The following is a 16,616-nucleotide window of genomic DNA, read 5'->3' on the forward strand; positions in this document are numbered from 1 at the left end:
CGTAACGAGGATCAGAGCATTTTTTGCTCGGCGAGATCAAGGGCAAAATAGCTGAAAATGAGATCGGCGCCGGCACGTTTAATCGCACCGAGGCTTTCCAGAACCACATTGCGTTCGTCGATGGCACCGGCCTGCGCGGCGAATTTAATCATTGCGTATTCACCGCTAACCTGGTACGCAGCCAGCGGCAGCGTGGTGCGCTCGCGGATGTCACGCAGGATATCGAGGTAGGCTCCGGCCGGTTTGACCATCAGGGAATCAGCGCCTTCCGCTTCATCAATCAGCGACTCACGAATCGCTTCGCGGCGGTTCATGGGATTCATCTGATAAGTCTTACGGTCGCCTTTCAGCGCGGTACCTGCCGCTTCACGGAACGGACCGTAGAAGGAAGAAGCGAACTTGGTGGAGTACGACATGATAGCGGTATCGTTGAAGCCGGCAGCGTCCAGCGCCTGACGGATCGCTTTTACCTGACCATCCATCGCGGCAGAAGGTGCGATAAAGTCCGCGCCGGCCTGTGCCGCCACCACCGCTTGCTTACCGAGGTTGATCAGCGTTTGGTCGTTATCGACGCCGTGATCGCACAGTACGCCGCAATGGCCGTGGCTGGTGTATTCGCAGAAGCAGGTATCGGACATCACGATCATTTCCGGCACGGTGTCTTTGCAAATACGCGACATACGCGCCACCAGGCCATTTTCATTCCAGGCATCGCTGCCGGTGGCGTCGGTGTGGTGTGAAATGCCAAAGGTCATCACAGAACGGATGCCCGCTTTGGCAATACGCTCGATCTCATACGCCAGTCGTTTCTCAGGAATACGCATCACGCCCGGCATGGCGTTAATAGGCACGTAGTCATCTACGCCCTCTTCGACGAAGATCGGCAGCGCCAGATCGTTCAGGCTCAGGTTGGATTCCTGGAACATTTCGCGCATTGACGCGCTTTTACGCAGCCTTCTTGGGCGCTGGATAAGATTAAATTCAGACATGCTCGACAACTTTTGCAGGTTAAAAAAGTGGCAATAGTTTACCCCTTTTCACGGCTGCGGATGAAGGATTGTGTGCGGAAACGAAAACTCCCGCCGGGCGGCGGGAGTGGGGAAGATTACTCGTTGATGTCCGGGTGCTGCTGCACCAGGTTTTTACGTTTCGCCTCAAGCTTGGCGATCTCACCATCAATATCTTCGATTTTCTGCTCGATGTTGTCGTGATGCTCCTGCAGGATTTCACGCGCCTCTTCCATGTCCGAGGCCGCCGGTGTTGCGCCGCGCAGCGGCTTGTTGGCGGTCTCTTTCATGTAGATACCGGTGATTAAGCCAATCACTGCCACCACCATCAGGTAGTAAGCCGGCATATACAGATTGTTGGTGGCTTCAACCAGATAGGCAGTCAGCGTTGGCGTTAAACCGGCAACCAATACCGAAATGTTGAACGCACTCGCCAGCGCACTGTAGCGGATGTGCGTCGGGAACATCGCAGGCAGCGACGAAGCCATCACACCGGTAAAGGCGTTGAGGATCACCGCCATCAGCAGCAGACCAGCAAAAATCAGGCCCAGCACGCCGCTATTGATCAACATGAAGGCCGGAATCGCGAAGATGAACAACGCGATGCTGCCGATGATAACAAACGGACGACGACCAAAGCGGTCACTCAGCATCCCCATTACCGGCTGTACAAACAGCATACCCATCATGATGGCGATAATAATCAGCACACCGTGATCTTCCGAGTAGTGCAGGTTATGCGACAGGTAGCTCGGCATGTAGGTCAGCAACATGTAGTAGGTCACGTTGGTGGCGATCACCAGACCGATACAGGCCAGCAGGCTTTTCCAGTGTTTAGTCGCAATCTCTTTGAACGAGACTTTCGGGCCATCGCGCAGACCTTCGCGGTCACCCTGTTCCAGCTTCTCAACGTGCTGCTGGAACGCCGGGGTCTCTTCCAGCGCATGACGCAGATACAGACCGATAATACCCAGCGGCAGCGCGAGGAAGAACGGCAGACGCCAGCCCCATTCGAGGAACTTCTCTTCACCAATGATGGTGGAAATTAGTACTACGACGCCCGCACCCAGCACGAAGCCGGCAATGGAGCCGAAATCAAGCCAGCTGCCCATAAAGCCGCGCTTACGGTCTGGCGAGTATTCGGCGACGAAGATTGAGGCGCCGGTGTATTCACCGCCGACCGAGAAGCCCTGCGCCATTTTCGCCAACAGCAGCAGCACCGGTGCCCAGATGCCAATCGAGGCATAAGAGGGTATCAGGCCGATACAGAAGGTACTGATCGACATAATGACAATGGTAATGGAGAGGATTTTTTGACGACCGTATTTGTCGCCCAGCATACCGAAGAACAGGCCGCCCAGCGGACGGATCAGGAATGGCACCGAGAAAGTTGCCAGTGCGGCAATCATCTGAATACCTGGCGTTACGTCCGGGAAAAACACTTTACCCAGCGCATACGCCACAAAGCCATAAACACCAAAATCAAACCACTCCATCGCGTTGCCCAGCGAAGCCGCGGTAATGGCTTTACGTAAACGGGAGTCGTCGATAATTGTGACATCATCAATCCCGATAGGTTTTACACGCTTCCTACGTAGTTTCATGCAGTTACCCTGTATTGGAATTCGAAAAATCCTCAACGCTGCGGACTCAAAGAATGCTAACAGTCCGCGGCGTTGAGAAAATTAAAGCATAGCCGTGAAATAACGATTTTCCCTGGCCTGCCTGGCAATTATTAGGGGGGTAATGATTGCCAACCGCGACAGAGTATACCGATTTTGTGTGATATTTGTCATGTTTCCGCCATTAACTGTCTATTTTTTAGCTAATGCTGTGGCTTATAGCGTGTTTAAACGCGTCAAAAAAACCAGCTAAATCTCGTAGTAATTTGCGGTAAGCGTGCGCCAAACGCTGAAACTACTTATACTTGCGCCAATTGCTTTTTGGAAATCAGGATCCGCATGGCGCGCTTTGTTTTGTTTGCCAAAAGTCTCTGTTTTGATGCCAAACAACAGGTGTTATATCCGCTGAATTCTCCCGCCCAGCGCGTGGCGCTGACGCCTTTGCAAAGCGCCATGTTGCATCGTGTGGTTAACGCGCAGGGGAAGCTGGTGCGCAATCAGGCGCTGCATGTGCTGTTCCAGCGTGAAACCTCGGATGCTCCCTTTGCCGAGCGGCTTACCGTTGCCATCACTGAGATCAATCGTCTGGCGCAGCTGGCGCTTGCTCCGGGTCCGTTGATTCATCATGTGCCGTTAATCGGCTGCGTGCTGGCGGAGCAGGTGGATGTTGTGCCTGTCGATGACGATGCGCCTTCTCTTCCGGCCGCAGAAACAACGCCAGTGGCGTCGCCCGAACCGCTGACGAAACCGCCGCTAGTAAAGAAAAAATCCTGGCGGCTGCGCGGCGTGCTGGCGGCAGCGCTGCTGCTCAATGCAGGCCTGGCATTGATGGCACGACAGGAGTTTGTGCCAACCGACCATGAAGGTACGCGCTACAAATCTTATGGGCAGGAGCAGCAGACGCAGGTGTTTATTACCGAAAGCCTCTCCGCAGATTCGTACGTGGTGAAAGATGCACTCACCCGGTTCCGTGCCTTAAAACCGCATTTGCCCGATGGCTCCGTCCCGCAGTTGTTGTATATCAACCGCTCGCGCACCCGCGTATTTACCAGCGCCTTCCTCTGCGCTAAACCGATGGCGCAAAAGAATAACGAATGCATGTCGTGGATGGTTTTTTTCCAGGAGTTACCGGATGCGTAAATCTTTGCTGGGCAGCGCTATTTTTGTCGCCTTTATCTTGCCGTGGGCGCTGGTATTGCTCATTCGTCCCGCTGAGCCGGTGCCGGAATGGTGTGAGTTTCCCTACCGCATTGATAATGAAGGAAAGCCAGCAGGAACGATTGAGGCGACTTCACGTAATCGCTATAAAGCTGATGGCAGCGGCAGTGCCATGCTGCTTGGCACGGTAACTTCAAGCGATAGCCACTATCGGCTGCACCGCATCTCCAGCGGCACATGGCATCGCCAGGGGGATTTCATGCGGGTCTATACGCAAAAAGTCCAGGTCATGGGCGACGATACCTTACCTGCGGCCCTCGCACCCATCATCCTTTTCACCTCGGCCCGTGAAGCAAATAATGATTTTTATCAGATGTATCAACTGCCGAATGGTGACCAAATAATCAATTATGCTGGTATGCCGCGGCTTTATTGCCATACCTGATTGTTGCGCAAATAAATAAGAAAAACTTACCATTAAGCGAGGCGGTAACCACTGCTTGCCAGCTCTAAAACATTCAGTAATACTCTGCCGCCTTGCTTTGGTGGAGTGTTCATGTCGAGGAAAAACGCCCAGCTTTTTGATAATCCCTGGCTGTCGATGATTGACAGTGTAGAAAGGAATCTTATCAATCTTGTGCCTGCGGCACCGCGTACGGCTGCCGTTCCTGCTGCCTCGATCGAATGGATAAACTGTGGTGAGCGTGCGGATGCGCAGCTGGCATTACTGGCGCAACAACCGGATGAGCTGTTGCTGCGCCTGAAAAGCTGGCGCCAGGCGGGATTACTCTCCAGTCAGGCGCTGGAAAGCGTGCGCCAGCTACAACGGCTGACGCAAACCAGCATCGCACGCAACCAACCCATCACGCAGCTTGATGAATATCAACAGCTGGTAGGGCAATTAACGCCCACGCTGGAACGCATCAACCAACGTCTTAACGCGCAGCGCGATCTGCCGGCCAGCGCACTGGCGGAAGACAGCCTTGAAGTGGCACTACGCATCGCCGAAAAACGTCGCGCGGGCCGCTCAGAGCAGTGAGCGCAGCGGCGCACCCGTTAACCATCCCTGAATATCCTCCACCGCCTGAGTAAAGTAGCTGTGATAGTTACTGTCGGCAACATAGCCGAGATGCGGCGTGGCCAGCACATTAGGTAGCTGGCGCAATGGATGATCCGCGGGCAGCGGCTCCTGTTCAAACACATCTAATCCCGCACCGGCCAACTGTCCGGATTGCAGCGCGGCGATCATCGCGGCTTGATCGACAATACCCGCGCGTGAGGTGTTAATCAGCAGCGCGTCCGGCTTCATCTGCGCCAGCGCAGCTTCGTCCAGCAAATGGCGCGTACGATCGCTGAGCACCAGATGGATCGACACCACATCACTTGTATTCAGCAGCGCAGTCAGCGACGGCATGCGTTTCACGCCGCACTCTGCCGCACGTTGCGCGGTTAAATTTTGGCTCCATGCGCACACCTGCATGCCAAACGCCTGCGCCACTTTGGCCATTTCGCCGCCAATTTTACCCAAGCCGAGTAAGCCCAGCGTTTTGCCATGCAGGCTCATCCCTAAGGTGTGCTGCCACGGCCCGTTGCTGCGCAGCGCCTGGTTCTCCGGCACGATGTGACGCGCCAGTCCAAGCAGCAATCCCCAGCTGAGCTCCATCGGCGCGGCGCTGCTGCTGGCGGTGCCGCATACCGCGATATAGCGTTCGGCGCAGGCATCCAAATCAATTGAAGCGTTGCGCATGCCGGAGGTGACCACCATTTTCAGATCAGGCAGGCGGCCAATGAGCTCGGCGCTGAGCGGCGTGCGCTCACGCATCACCACCAAAATGTCAGCATGGGCGATTTTCTTAACCAGTTCATCCTGGTCGGCATAATGTTCAGTGAGGGAAGTGGTGTGAACCAGCGGTTCGAGAGACGCCCAATCGGCAAGCGTTAGGGCGACGTTCTGATAATCATCAAGAATGATGCAGTTCAGGTTCATGATGTTCCTCAACGAGAATCGGCTGGTGCCCATGCTCATTGAGCCAGGCACGTAGCCGGTCATTATCCAATGGACGGGCATAATAGAAGCCCTGAATAAATATCACACCACGCCGGCGTAAGTACTCAAATTGTGTCGCGGTTTCGACGCCTTCACCGAGCACATCCAGCTCCAGCTTGTGGCACAGATTAATAATGGCATCCAGCACCGGCGTCTCAATCTCGAGACCTTCGATGGCGTTGATAAAGCCGCGATCGATCTTCAGGTAATCCAGCGGGAACTTCATCAGATACGTTAAGGAACAGTGGCCGGTACCGAAATCATCGATCGCCACTTTCATGCCCTGCGCGCGCAAATGGCGCAGTTTCTCGGCCACCATTTCGCCATCTTCAATCAGGCTACGTTCGGTCAGCTCTAGCGTAATGGACATCTGTTTATCTTTAATGCGCGCCGCAAATAGCTCGATATCTGCCACAAAATCAGCATGCTGCAGGTGTTCCGCTGCCAGGTTCAGCCCGATATGAAAACCGGGTTTTACCTGCCAGCTCTGAATATCTTCGGCCATCAGCTCCAGCAAATGCTGCGTCAACGGCACAATCATTCCTTCAGTTTCGGCAGCGCTGATAAAGATATCAGGACGAATCATCTCACCGTTCGGCAGTTGCCAGCGCAGCAGAGCTTCTGCACCGGAACAGGCCTGTAACTTATTGCTGTAAACCGGTTGATAGTGCACTGAAAACTGGCGGGCACGGATGGCGCGGGCAATCTCATCGTGCCAGGAGATGCGGCGACGCAGCCAGTTAGCGGTGAGGATCATCAGCAGAATCGAGAAAATTGCCGCCATGGGCAGGAAGATGAACAGCGCCTGACGCCAGGCTTTGAGCAATTCGGAGGCGGGCGCCGTAACAGTAACGCTAATAGGATAGCGGCTGGATTCGGTCTGGAAGGTCTCGCTTTGCAGATACAGCTCAGGCGTGTTGTCGTTTGGTCCGCTGCTGATCACCGTGCCGCCGCTAAACTGCAGGCTCATTTGATAATCGCGCGATTCGCCAATCGCGTGCATAAAGTCCAGCAGATATTGGCCATCAATCACCGCCCAAAAACCGGTGGTATCCGGCAGCTGACGGACAAAGACTACCGCCGGACGATTGGGCACGCCCACCGTGCCGCGCACCGAGATGCTCCACCAGGCTTTGCCGGTAATCGGCGGCGGCTGCATCATCATTTCGGTCAGCGTGCCGGGCGCCAGGCCGAAGGCGGAAGAGCAGCTGATATCATCGCCTTTCAGCATGCCAATCGAGCGAAAATAGGGATTGAGGGTGCCGGCGCGCTGCAATTTGTCCTCAATCTGCGCACAGGATTGGTAATGATACTGGCGCAATTCGGTAATCATATCCCACGCAGTGTCGCTCATCTTTTCGGCCTGGGTGAGCAACGCATTGGCGGTGGAAATCTGCTGCTGGCTGACGGTATGGCGTGCTTCGATGGCGGTACAAAGGATGCCGAGCACCAGCGGTAATAATCCGGCGCAGATAATTAATAGCCAGCCAAAATCGCGATTTCGTTTTTGCGGAGGCACCAGGCATTCCTCGGTCGGTTAAAGCAGTTGAAAGCAGGCAAACAGCGGCGTCAGCAGCATACCACTTTCATCGGGCGCTGCATGTTAGCGATTTAAGAATTAACCGATCTGATATAGGTCAATTATCAACCTCACTTTGCGTTTAATGACAATGTTTTGCCGTTATTGGCATTTCCCAGCGGCAAAATCGCTATGCCACGATGTTAGGCAAGCATATTGACCTGAAATGAGGAACGGAAATGAGCACTGAAACACTGGATGTCGCGTCATTACGGCAGCGTATTAGCGAAGGCGAATGGCAGGCGCGCGTGAAGCTGGCTCAGGCCTATCATCTGGCGGCGAAACTGCGCTGGACCGATCATATCTACACCCATTTTTCCCTGCGCGTGCCGGGCGATAAGCCGCACTTTCTCATCAATGCTTTTGGCCAAACCTTCGATGAAATTCAGGCGGAAACGCTGGTGAAGATCGACATCGACGGCAACATTATTGACGACCCAACCGGGCTGGGAATTAACCTTGCTGGATTTGTGATTCACAGCGCGATTCATCGCGCGCGTCCCGATGCGCATGCGGTGCTGCATACGCACACGGCCGCAGGCATTGGCGTTTCGGCGCAGAAAAATGGCCTGCTGATGATTTCGCAGCACAGCACCCGTTTTCATAATCGCCTTGGTTATCATGATTATGAAGGCATCGCGCTGGATCTTGATGAGCAGCAGCGCATCGTCGCCGATCTCGGCGATCGCAACGCGCTGATTCTGCGTAATCACGGTTTGCTGACCAGCGGCGGCAGTATCGAAGAGGCGTTCTACAACCTCTATTATCTCGAGCGTGCCTGCCAAGCCCAGTTGGCGGCGCAATCCGGCGGCGCGCAGCTGATCATCCTGCCGGATGCGGTCGCCGAGAAAGCCGCCCAGGCATTTGATAACAGCATCCGTCATCACAAATATCAGCTGCACTGGGATGCTTACATCCGCCAGCTCAACCGCAACGCACTCTGAGAGCTGACCTGATGAAATGGATGAAACCGGTGGTTACTGCGCTGCTGCTGTGCGCGGCGTTTGGCAGCCAGGCCGCGCCTGATTTGAGTAAGGTCACGCTTGTGCTGGGCGATCAGGCGCGCAATCTGCGCTCGCTGATCGAAGCGGCGGATGTGATGAAAGATGCGCCCTATCAATATCGCTGGGCGAACTTCCAGGGCGCTGCACCGCTGTTTGAAGCGCAGCGTGCCGGCGCGGTAGATACCTCCTACGCCGGAGATTTGCCGGTATTGATGGCCGCATCGGGCGGCGTGCCGCTCAAAATCATCGCCACCAATGTCGGCGATGGTGGTTCGAATGGCTTGATCGTCCCCGCCGATTCGCCGATCCACAGCGTGAAGGATCTGGCGGGCAAGCAGGTGGTGGTGTCATCGGCGCGCGGTAGTATCTCGCAGCACTTGTTGTATGAAGCGCTGGAAGAGGCACAGGTGCCGCGCGATACGGTGCCGGTGCGCTTTGTGTTGCCAACCGACGCCAGCGCAGCGTTCAATTCTGGGCAGATTGCTGCGTGGGCGACCTTCGATCCTTATCTGGGCATTGCTGAGCAGCACGGTGCGCGCCTGCTGCGTGACGGCAAAGGGCTCACCACCGCGCTGTCGTTTGTTACCGCGACGCAAAGCTCGCTTGACGATCCTGGCAAGCGGGCGGCGATTGCCGATTTTACGCATCGTCTGGCCAAAGCGCGCGCATGGGCGCTGGCCCATCCGCAGCAGTATAACGCGGTGTATGCGCAGCTAACGCGGCTGCAACCGGCGGATGCGCAGCAGATTACCGCGCGAATTTCACACGGCGTGCGCGGCGTAACGGCGGATGATGTGGCGAAAGTGCAGAAGGTATCGGATCTGTTCAGCGAGTTGAAAATCTTGCCAAACAAAGTCGATGTCCAGGCGATTACCGATAACAGCGTGTTCCAAACGCACTGATCGAAAACCGCGCGATAAATCGCGCCGCTACGGAACCTGTGCAACCATTTGTAGCGGCGCAATTTATTGCGCGATGTGTTGTAAAAAGGCGTTATCGCGCCCGTTTACCCGGCCGCCCATTACCCAACATAATCGCTAACCGGCTACCGCCCGGCGTGGTCTCCATCAAAATCTTGGTCACGCTGGTGAGCGGCACCGACAGCAACATGCCAACCGGGCCCAGCAGCCAACCCCAGAAAATCAACGACAGAAACACCACCAACGTTGAGAGTCCCAGCCCGCGCCCCATCAGTCGCGGCTCGAGCATATTGCCAAACACCATATGAATTGCACTGAACAGCGCGGCCACCAGCATGGCGTCATAAATGTTGTTCAGCACCAGCGCCTGAATAAACGGTGGAATGCCGGCGATGATCGGCCCGATGTTAGGGATAAAGTTGAGGATGAACGCCACCACGCCCCAGAACAGCGCAAACTTCACGCCGAGCAGCAGCAGCGACAGCCAAACGGCCACGCCGGTAATCAAGCTCACCAGGGTTTTCAGGGCCAGGTAGTGCGTCACCCCTTTTAGCGCGCGGTGTAAACCGGCAATACGGATCTGCGGATTGACCATCGCGTTACGCATTTTGTAGGGCAGATGGCGCACTTCAAACAGCATAAACACCACCGTCAGAATCAGCAGCAGCACGTTGGTCATCGCGCCTGATAGCTGCGTTAATATGGTGGTGGCCATATTCATTACTACGTTGGGATCGAGGCGTGCCGCCAGCGCATCGGTAGAGATGTTGATGTGAAAACGTCCGGCGAAGTGCTGAACCACAGCGAGCTTCTGTTCCAGCATGGTACGAATTTGCGGATAGGTATCGCTGAAATCACTCGCCGAGCTGGCGAGCACCGCGACCAGCAGCAGTAACACAATGAAAATCACTGTGATCACCAGCGTAATCGCCAGGCTGCGCTTGACGCCGCGGCGCATCAACATCGTCACCAGCGGATTCAACACAATCGCCAGGAAGCTGGCTAATAAGAAGGGCACCAGGATGTCCGAGGCGGCGCGAATGCCCGCCAGAATAATCACCAGCATCGCCAGTTTTACCAGGATGTTCTGGCCAATTTTTTCCTGTAGCAGGTTATTCATTCTCTCTCCTGAGACATATTTTGCTCAGGCAAGTGTAGCTGATTAAAATTAACTCTCTGTATTTTAAGATAAAGAGAAAGCATCCATTTCGTAACATTCGTAGCGGCGCAATTTATTGCGCATTACTTAGTTGGGCGTGGTGCCTGCATTGATGTGCGCGATAAATCGCGCCGCTACGGTATCTGCAGCTATTCATTTTCCCTGACGCCTCAGCAATGCGGTGGCCGCTAACATCAAACTCAAACTGGCGAGCAGCGTTAAGGTCGCCATCGCCATGCCTTGCCCCACAGAGCCCTGCTCGAATTGGCGCCAGATAAAGATCGCCACGGTTTGTGTGCCGGCCGGTGCCAGCAGCAGCGAGGTGACCAACTCGCGTGAGGCCACCGCGAACACCATCATCATTGCCGCCAGCAGGCTGGGTGCCACCAGCGGCAGCACAATCAGGCGCAGCGCCTGCAGGCGTGAGGCGCCATGCACGCGCGCAGCCGGTTCCAGCGTCGGGGCCAGCTGGCGCAATGCGCTGCTGACATAGCGCACCGGCCACGGCAGCAGCAAACAGCTGTACGATAACAGCAGAATAAACATCGTGTTATAGGGCGAAACTGGCCAGAAACCGCGATTCCACAGCAGAATCAACCCCACGCCAACCACCACGCCGGGCATCGCGGCAGGCAGCAACGCCAGTCCATCCATCATCGCCAGCATGCGGGTTTTACCTTCCGATACGCGCCAGGCGATGAGAAACCCTAGCGCGCCGGTCAGCAACGCCGCGCCGAGCGCCAGTCCGATGCTGGTGGAGAAGGCGGCCAGCGCATCGCCTTGTTGGCTAAACAGTGCGCTAAAGTGGCGCAGCGTCAGGTTATTGAGCCGTAATCCGCCGGAGAGAGTATTTAGCAGGCCGCTCAACGCCATAGCACCCAGCGGCAGCACCACCGCCAGCAGCAGCGTGAGCACAAACGGCAGCAGCAGCAATATCTGCCAGCGACCGGCATGCGCCAGTTCCTGATTCACCGGTTTGCCGCTCACCGCCGTCACATCGCTGCTGCCGGTCAGTTTGCGCTGCAGCAACCACGCCGCGAGCGCTACCACACTCAGCATCAGCGACAATGACGCCGCGCCGGGCAGATCGATAGGCCAATCGGCGAGTTTGGTTTCAATGCCAACGGTCATCAGCGTCAGCTTCGCCTGCGCGCCGAGCGCGGCGGGCACGCCGTACTCCTCAATCGCCAGGGTGAACGCCAGCAGCACGCCGCCCGCCAGCGCCGGTAACGTCAGCGGCAGCGTGATATGCCAGAAGCTGCGCCACGCCGATGCGCCGTGTACCCGCGCCACCCAGGCGAGGCGCTGTCCGCTCGCCAGCAGCGAACGTGACACCGCGAAATAGACTACCGGGAAGATGTTCAGGGTCATCACCAGAATCATACCGCTGCTGCTAAACAGCAGGCTGACGAAATGAATACCGGTAAGTTGTTCAATGTAGCCGTTGCGTTGCAGCGCCAGCGTCCATGACAGCGCCACGATATAGGGCGGCGTGAGGAAGGGGATCAGGAACAGCAGATCCCACAGCGCCGCGCCCGGCAGGCGGAACAGGCCGCGCAGTGCGCCGAGCGGTAAGCCCAGCAGTAAACTGCACAGCGCCACGCCGCCGCCGATTTTCAGCGTGCCCAGCCACATGGAGAGTAGCTGCGGATCGTCCAGCAGCGCCGGTAAGGTACTCAGAGCGCCATGCCAGCTGCCTTCACTAAAGTGTGGAAACAGCGCCTGCAGCACGATAAACAGCAGCGGGAGCGCCACCAGCAGCAGTAACGCCAGCAGAATCAATCCGTTCAAGGCACGGGACATTGTTATTGCCCGAACAGCGCGCCGAAGCGCTTCAGGACTGCCGAGCGCTCGCTGCTGCCGTCCTGCTGGGTCGGCAATAGCTTAATCTCGGTAATCAGCGGACGCTGGGCTTTGATATCGGTACGCGCTGGCATCAGCCAGGCTTTCGCCACCTGCTGCTGGCCTTCATCCGACAGCACGTAATCAACGAAGGCTTTGGCGTCTGCGGCGTGCTGGCTGCTTTTCAGAATCATCATCGGACGCGGTGCCACCACGGTGCCGTTCTCCGGGAAGATCACCTTCACGCTCTCGCCCTGCGCAATGTTGTTATAGGTGACGTAATCGACCGCGCCAAACACCGCCGCCTTGGCGCCTTGCAGCACCGGCGTTACCGCCTGCGCATTCGGACCGCTCATGACCATGCCGTTAGCTTTTAGCTGGTCAAACAGCTGCCAGGCTTTTTCGCCTTCGCTATTTTGCAGGCCAATCAGCAGATCGAGTGACGCACCTGACAGCGCCGGATCCGGCGTGGTGACCTTGTCTTTGAAGGCGGGTGCGGTGAGATCCTGCCAGGTTTTTGGCTCTGGCGTGTTGCTTTGCGTATTCCACACGATGCCCAGCGCGGAGATGCCCTGCGCCACGTAGTGGGCGGTTTTGAACTGAGCCGGTACGTTCGCCGCGTTGGCGCTGTGGAACGGCAGCAGCCAACCGCGCTGTTGCAGATCTTCGGCGGTATCCCACGAGGCTGAGATCAGCACATCGGCCTGCGGATTGGCCTGTTCGGCTTCCAGGCGCGCCATCACTTTACCGGTGGTGGCCTGGAAGATATTCACTTTGATGCCGGTTTGCTTTTCAAACCCGGCGGCGAGGCTTTTCGACAGCGATCCCGGACCGGCGGTATACACCGTTAACGCCTGGGCATCGTTCATCATCATGGCGGAAGTCAAAATCATCGCGCTGATGGCTCCTTTCTGGCTAATGGCTCGTTTAACTGACTTGAGAGATGGCATTGCGGTCCCCTGAGAGGTGAGTAACGGAAACAATCTGGCCCTGCGCCAGGTGAATGATACGGTCCGCGAGGGTGTTGGCTTCCTCGCGATCGTGCGTAACGTAAACGGCGGTGATGCCCGCCGTGCGCAGCAGATCGGCCATGGTGTGAACCAGCGTTTCACGCAGGTCGCGGTCAAGGTTGGAAAGGGGTTCGTCGAACAGCAGAATCGCCGGTTTCGCGACCAACGCGCGCGCCAGCGCCACGCGCTGCTGCTGGCCGCCGGAGAGCAGCGCCGGTTTACGAGCGCCAAAATCAGCAAGGCCAACCTGCGCCAGGGCGGCATCGGCCTGTTGATGTGCGGCGGCTTTTTTTATGCCGCGCATGCGCAGCGGGAAGGCGACGTTCTGTGCCACCGACATATGCGGCCACAGCGCGTAATCCTGGAACACCATGCCAAGGTTACGCTTCTCTGGCGCGTCACAGTGGTGCGCCGACGCCACACAGCGCTCACCGATCCACAGCTCGCCCTCTGTCGGTTGCAGTAAGCCTGCCAGCAGTTTCAGCAGCGTGCTTTTGCCACAGCCGCTCGGGCCGAGTAGCGCCAGGATTTCACCGGCGGGAATCGTCAGGGAGAGATCGTGCAGAATAGTCAGGTTACCCACCGACCATCTGAGATTTTTCAGTTCAATAGGCAGCGCCGCATGCATCATCGGCCACCTCCGGCAAGAGAGTAGGCGTTGCGCACGCGCGCCTGAGGTGAAATCAGGAGCGTCATCAGATTTTTATCCTCTTTGGGATTTGATAGGGGGCGAGTCTACGAGCGCGATATGACGAAATGATGACCGTAAAACTGGGCATTTCACTGATGCGCTGTACGCCAAATGACGTATAGTTATCCTTGTGTTATAAAAATTCCGTCACCCACGAGCGCAATCACTCATGCCTGACCTGCCCGCCGCCGCACCTGAAAATGGCCGTTTCCGCCTTAATTTACTGATCCTCTCCATCGTGAAGTTCAACTTTGCCAGCTATCTCACCATCGGCTTGCCGCTGGCGGTGCTGCCGGGTTTTGTCCATGACGGGCTGGGTTACAACGCTTTCTGGGCCGGATTAGTGATCAGCCTGCAATACATCGCCACGCTGCTGAGTCGTCCGCACGCAGGGCGCTTCGCCGATCTGTGGGGACCGAAAAAAGTGGTGGTGCTGGGGCTGGTGGGCTGCTTGCTGAGCGGCATCTGTATTCTGCTATCAGCGCTGAGTGAAGGGCAGGGCGTGCTGAGTCTGGTATTGCTGTGTCTGGGCCGCGTAATTCTGGGCGTAGGGCAGAGCTTCTCCGGCACCGGCACTTCGCTGTGGGGCGTGGCGCGCGTCGGTTCGCTGCATATTGGTCGGGTAATTTCGTGGAACGGCATTGTCACTTATGGCGCGATGGCGATCGGCGCGCCGCTCGGCGTGGTGATTTTCCGCAGCGGCGGTTTGCTGCTGCTCTCCAGCATTATCATCGCCATTTGTCTGCTGGCGATTGCGCTGGCGCTGCCGCGTGCGCCGGTAAAAGGCAGCAAAGCCAAGCCGCTGCCGTTCCGGGACGTGCTGAGCAAGGTGTACGGTTTTGGCCTGATTCTGGCGATGGGGTCCGCCGGTTTTGGTGTCATCGCCACCTTTATCACGCTGTTCTATCAGGATAAAGGTTGGGATGGTGCCGCCTTCGCGCTGACCATGTTCAGCGCCGCGTTCGTTGGCACGCGCCTGCTGTTTCCCAATGCCATTAATAAGCTGGGCGGATTAAGCGTGGCGAGTATCTGCTTTGTGGTGGAGGCGATTGGTCTGTTTCTGGTGGCCGGTTCGTTCGATCCGTGGATGGCGAAGATGGGCGCATTCCTCACCGGCGCGGGTTTCTCGCTGGTGTTCCCGGCGATTGGCGTGGTGGCGGTGAAAGTGGTGCCACAGCAGAATCAGGGCAGCGCGCTCGCCACCTATACCGCGTTTATGGATTTATCCCTCGGCATCACCGGGCCAATCGCCGGTTTCATCATGAGCTATGCCGGCGTGTCGCTGGTCTATTTCCTCACCGCGCTGCTGGTGTGTTTAGCGCTGTTCTGCACGCTGCGCATGATCAAAAGAATGCCGGAAACCGCCGCAGCAGAGATTAAAGAGAGTGCGTAAATGTTCTATATAACTCAGGCACAATAACTCAGGTATCCCTTAAATAATTTACGTCAGAGCAAGGCGGCAAGCGTGAGAATCCCCAGGAGCTTACGCCCGTAAGTGACTGGGGTGAGCACGCGCAGCCAACGCAGCTATCACGTAAATTATGACGGGGATAAAAAAGGGCCTCCGACCGAGGCCTAACACTAGCAAAAGTGTCTAAAAGACACAGATAAGGGTTCTTTCAGGCTTGCAGCAATTCGATGCTGTGGCGAATCTGGCGCTCAATCTCTGCGGTGTTCCACGTCTCCAGTTCCGACGAAAACGGCTCAAACGCGTAGATCCCTTTGTAGCCGAGTATCTCCAGACGTTTCACCTGCGCCACGCTGTTGAGTACGTCGTGGTCGCTGAGCATGATGCGTTCTTCATCGGTCAACTGCGCCGTTGGGCGGGTGTCTTCCACGCCGGAAAGATGCACCAGGCCAATGTAATTAATATCAATCTCCTGCGGGAACTCGTGCTCGGCGTTCTCATACAGGTGGTGATGGAAGGTATCGAGCAGCACGTTGAACGGGACGTTTGCCTGCTGAATCAGCTTTTGCGTCTGCACCGCCGAGCGCAGTGAACTCACCGGGAAACCCAGCGGTTCCACCAATCCCTGAATGCCATACTTCTCAAAGCGCGGTGCGAGCACCTGCAGCGCTTCCAGCGTCTGCTCGGGCGTAACCTCAACGCCTTCATTGAGCGGACACATCACCAGCGCCTGCGCACCAATGGCGTGCGCTTCTTCAAGCAGCGCATCGGCTTTGGCCAGCAGCGTGTCATCGGCACGATTGAACGGGTAAAGCGCGTTAATCGTCACGATCTCAATATGATACTTATCCGTCAGCGCCCGCAGCTCGGTTACGCTGAGATCATCGGTTACCTTGCCGCTCGGCATATCATTACGCAGTTCAACCTTGCTTAATCCTAAGCGTTGCACCAGCTGAAAGAAGGCTTCCAGCGACAGCTGAGGCGCGATTTTACGGTTAATACAGAAACGGGTTGGATCGATGGCCATTTGCGGCTCCTGTAAAGGGTACGGATAAGGTGCTGCAAAGAGAACATTTATTTCATAATTGTTGAATTATGAAATATCAGATATTGGATCTGCCTCGCAAAAATTTCATATTTCGTTTCGCGTTACATGTGGATGCAGGATT

15 protein-coding genes are annotated in these 16,616 nt (G+C 56.3%); 6 read left to right on the forward strand and 9 right to left on the reverse strand.

What is annotated here, in order from left to right:
• Window positions 1–11 precede the first annotated feature (11 nt).
• Window positions 12–989: a porphobilinogen synthase gene (gene hemB, locus WFL93_RS17265; protein ID WP_336778657.1), complete on the reverse strand. Its 978-nt coding sequence runs from the start codon at window positions 987–989 to the stop codon at window positions 12–14.
• 116 nt (window positions 990–1,105) lie between these two features.
• Window positions 1,106–2,611 carry a glycine betaine/L-proline transporter ProP gene (gene proP, locus WFL93_RS17270; RefSeq protein ID WP_049851910.1) on the reverse strand — a complete coding sequence of 502 codons (1,506 nt, stop codon included), beginning with the start codon at window positions 2,609–2,611 and terminating at the stop codon, window positions 1,106–1,108.
• A 357-nt stretch (window positions 2,612–2,968) separates the two neighbouring features.
• Here proP and WFL93_RS17275 point away from each other — a divergent pair, with 357 nt between their 5' ends.
• From WFL93_RS17275 to WFL93_RS17285, 3 genes are all read left to right on the forward strand, one after another.
• The gene (locus tag WFL93_RS17275; protein ID WP_336778658.1) at window positions 2,969–3,769 is read left to right on the forward strand and encodes a hypothetical protein; all 801 of its coding nucleotides are present in this window, start codon (window positions 2,969–2,971) and stop codon (window positions 3,767–3,769) included.
• Window positions 3,762–4,232, forward strand: coding sequence for a hypothetical protein (locus tag WFL93_RS17280; protein WP_049851912.1), 471 nt, complete (start codon window positions 3,762–3,764; stop codon window positions 4,230–4,232). Before WFL93_RS17275 ends, WFL93_RS17280 begins: the two co-directional genes overlap by 8 nt.
• 111 nt (window positions 4,233–4,343) lie before the next feature.
• Entirely contained in the window at window positions 4,344–4,826 is a 483-nt protein-coding gene (locus WFL93_RS17285) for a hypothetical protein (RefSeq protein ID WP_336778659.1), read from the forward strand.
• Here the strand turns inward: WFL93_RS17285 and WFL93_RS17290 are convergent.
• Both WFL93_RS17290 and WFL93_RS17295 read right to left on the reverse strand, forming a co-directional pair.
• A complete protein-coding gene (locus tag WFL93_RS17290) occupies window positions 4,815–5,774 on the reverse strand; it encodes a D-2-hydroxyacid dehydrogenase family protein (protein WP_336778660.1) in 960 nt (319 codons plus the stop codon). The two genes, WFL93_RS17285 and WFL93_RS17290, sit on opposite strands and share 12 nt — an antisense overlap.
• On the reverse strand, window positions 5,749–7,353 hold the full coding sequence (locus WFL93_RS17295) for an EAL domain-containing protein (RefSeq protein ID WP_180822634.1): 1,605 nt from the start codon (window positions 7,351–7,353) through the stop codon (window positions 5,749–5,751). Before WFL93_RS17295 ends, WFL93_RS17290 begins: the two co-directional genes overlap by 26 nt.
• 239 nt (window positions 7,354–7,592) lie before the next feature.
• On the opposite strand from WFL93_RS17295, the gene WFL93_RS17300 reads away from it, so the two are divergent.
• Entirely contained in the window at window positions 7,593–8,357 is a 765-nt protein-coding gene (locus WFL93_RS17300) for a class II aldolase/adducin family protein (protein WP_336778661.1), read from the forward strand.
• Window positions 8,358–8,368: 11 nt separating this feature from the next.
• On the forward strand, window positions 8,369–9,319 hold the full coding sequence (locus WFL93_RS17305; protein WP_336778662.1) for an ABC transporter substrate-binding protein: 951 nt from the start codon (window positions 8,369–8,371) through the stop codon (window positions 9,317–9,319).
• 91 nt (window positions 9,320–9,410) lie between these two features.
• On the opposite strand, the gene WFL93_RS17310 is transcribed toward WFL93_RS17305, so the two are convergent.
• The 4 genes from WFL93_RS17310 to WFL93_RS17325 all read right to left on the reverse strand — a co-directional run bounded on the left by WFL93_RS17310 (window position 9,411) and on the right by WFL93_RS17325 (window position 13,979).
• Complete coding sequence (locus tag WFL93_RS17310) at window positions 9,411–10,457, reverse strand: AI-2E family transporter (protein ID WP_049851918.1); 1,047 nt, start codon at window positions 10,455–10,457, stop codon at window positions 9,411–9,413.
• Between the two features lie 192 nt (window positions 10,458–10,649).
• Window positions 10,650–12,299 (reverse strand): ABC transporter permease, encoded by a 1,650-nt coding sequence (locus tag WFL93_RS17315; protein WP_336778663.1) that lies wholly within the window; start codon window positions 12,297–12,299, stop codon window positions 10,650–10,652.
• Window positions 12,300–12,301: 2 nt separating this feature from the next.
• Entirely contained in the window at window positions 12,302–13,288 is a 987-nt protein-coding gene (locus tag WFL93_RS17320; RefSeq protein WP_161804878.1) for an ABC transporter substrate-binding protein, read from the reverse strand.
• Complete coding sequence (locus tag WFL93_RS17325; RefSeq protein ID WP_336778664.1) at window positions 13,266–13,979, reverse strand: ABC transporter ATP-binding protein; 714 nt, start codon at window positions 13,977–13,979, stop codon at window positions 13,266–13,268. The genes WFL93_RS17320 and WFL93_RS17325 overlap by 23 nt, the downstream gene beginning before the upstream one ends.
• Before the next feature lie 229 nt (window positions 13,980–14,208).
• Here WFL93_RS17325 and WFL93_RS17330 point away from each other — a divergent pair, with 229 nt between their 5' ends.
• Window positions 14,209–15,432 carry an MFS transporter gene (locus WFL93_RS17330; protein ID WP_336778665.1) on the forward strand — a complete coding sequence of 408 codons (1,224 nt, stop codon included), beginning with the start codon at window positions 14,209–14,211 and terminating at the stop codon, window positions 15,430–15,432.
• Window positions 15,433–15,658: 226 nt separating this feature from the next.
• Here the strand turns inward: WFL93_RS17330 and WFL93_RS17335 are convergent, their stop codons facing one another.
• Window positions 15,659–16,474, reverse strand: coding sequence for a TIM barrel protein (locus WFL93_RS17335; protein WP_336778666.1), 816 nt, complete (start codon window positions 16,472–16,474; stop codon window positions 15,659–15,661).
• Window positions 16,475–16,616: the final 142 nt, after the last annotated feature.

Source organism: Pantoea sp. USHLN256, from assembly GCF_037149875.1.
GTDB lineage: Bacteria > Pseudomonadota > Gammaproteobacteria > Enterobacterales > Enterobacteriaceae > Pantoea > Pantoea nemavictus.